At 73.6% G+C, this 1,213-nt stretch carries 2 protein-coding genes and 1 pseudogene; all 3 read left to right on the forward strand.

The features are described from left to right. On the forward strand, nt 1-368 hold a 368-nt coding region (locus ACFWP3_RS42005), incomplete at its 5' end, for a hypothetical protein (RefSeq protein WP_384232230.1). Beyond that, nucleotides 365-883 (forward strand): SigE family RNA polymerase sigma factor, encoded by a 519-nt coding sequence (locus ACFWP3_RS42010; RefSeq protein WP_384232231.1) that lies wholly within the window; start codon nt 365-367, stop codon nt 881-883. The genes ACFWP3_RS42005 and ACFWP3_RS42010, both read left to right, overlap by 4 nt. 2 nt (nt 884-885) lie before the next feature. Further along, nucleotides 886-1,213, forward strand: a pseudogene (locus ACFWP3_RS42015) (hypothetical protein); the annotation flags it as partial.

Genomic DNA, 1,213 nt, shown 5'->3' on the forward strand with positions numbered 1-1,213 from the left:
GTGCGCCACACGCCGCAACCGCGGCGCTGCCGCCGTTGCCCGTCTCGCCTCCGGTGTTGTCCGTACCGCCGCCCGGTGTGGCCGAAGCCGACTGGCCCGCCTTCGGCGAACTCGGCGCGCTCGGCCGGTCCGAGGGCGAGGACGTGGCGCCGTCCGCGCCATCGGTCCCGCTCGCCTCGCACGCTGTGGACGCCAGCAGCAGCGCGCCGAGAACGGCCATGGCCGCAGCGTTCCTGATCGCCTTGTTTCCCCTGTTCAACAGAGCCCCCTATGTGGTGTGCTTCGATCTGCACGACCTGTACGCATGCCGGAAGGCACCGGGTTGCATGCGGAGCGAAAAAGTTCTGGGAGCGATTGGGGCGGCATGACGGAGGCGGAGTTCGACGCGTTCTACGCGTCGGCGTTCCCTCGGCTCGTCGGCCAGGTGTACTCCTTCACCGGTGACCACGGCCAGGCCCAGGACGTCGTCCAGGAGGCCTTCGTCCGCGCCTGGGACCGGCGGCGTGACTTCCTCGCCACCGAGGCCCCGGAAGCCTGGATCCGCACCGTCGCGATGCGTCTCGCGGTCAGCCACTGGCGGCGGACACGGCGGTGGCTGGAGCTGGTGCGCCGCACCCCGCCGCCCGGTCACGCCCCGGGTCCCGGGCCCGAACACGTCGCCCTCGTCGCAGCGTTGCGACAGCTCCCGGAGCCCCAGCGCCTGGCGATCGTGCTGCACCACCTGTGTGACCTCAGCGTGGAGCAGGTAGCCTCCGAGACCGGCGCCCCGACCGGTACGGTCAAGGCCCGCCTCTCGCGCGGCCGGGCGGCCCTCGCCAAGCTGCTGCCGGCGACCGAGGTCGGTGCAGCGGGCGGGAACGGCGAGCAGGAACAAGGAGGATGACCGTGGCTGATGACCTCTCCTCCGCCCTGCGCGAGCTGGCCGACAGTGCGGGTACGCCCGCCCCCACGACGGGTGCGGAGGTCCGCCGCCGGGCCGCGTCCCGTCGCCGCCGCCGGCACGTCGCCCTCGCGGGCGGCACCGCCGTGGTGGCCGCAGCCCTTGTGTTCGGCCTGACCGCAGTCCTCGGCGGCCCGGATTCCCATCGGCTCCCGACCCCGCCCGCCATCTCCCCCACCGTGCCCTCCCCCACCGCACCCTCGGCCGTCGCGACGTCCCCGACCGCTCCGGCCTCCCCGACCGCTCCGGCCTCCGTTGCGGCATGTGTCGAAG

The organism is Streptomyces sp. NPDC058525, from assembly GCF_042719495.1.
GTDB lineage: Bacteria > Actinomycetota > Actinomycetes > Streptomycetales > Streptomycetaceae > Streptomyces.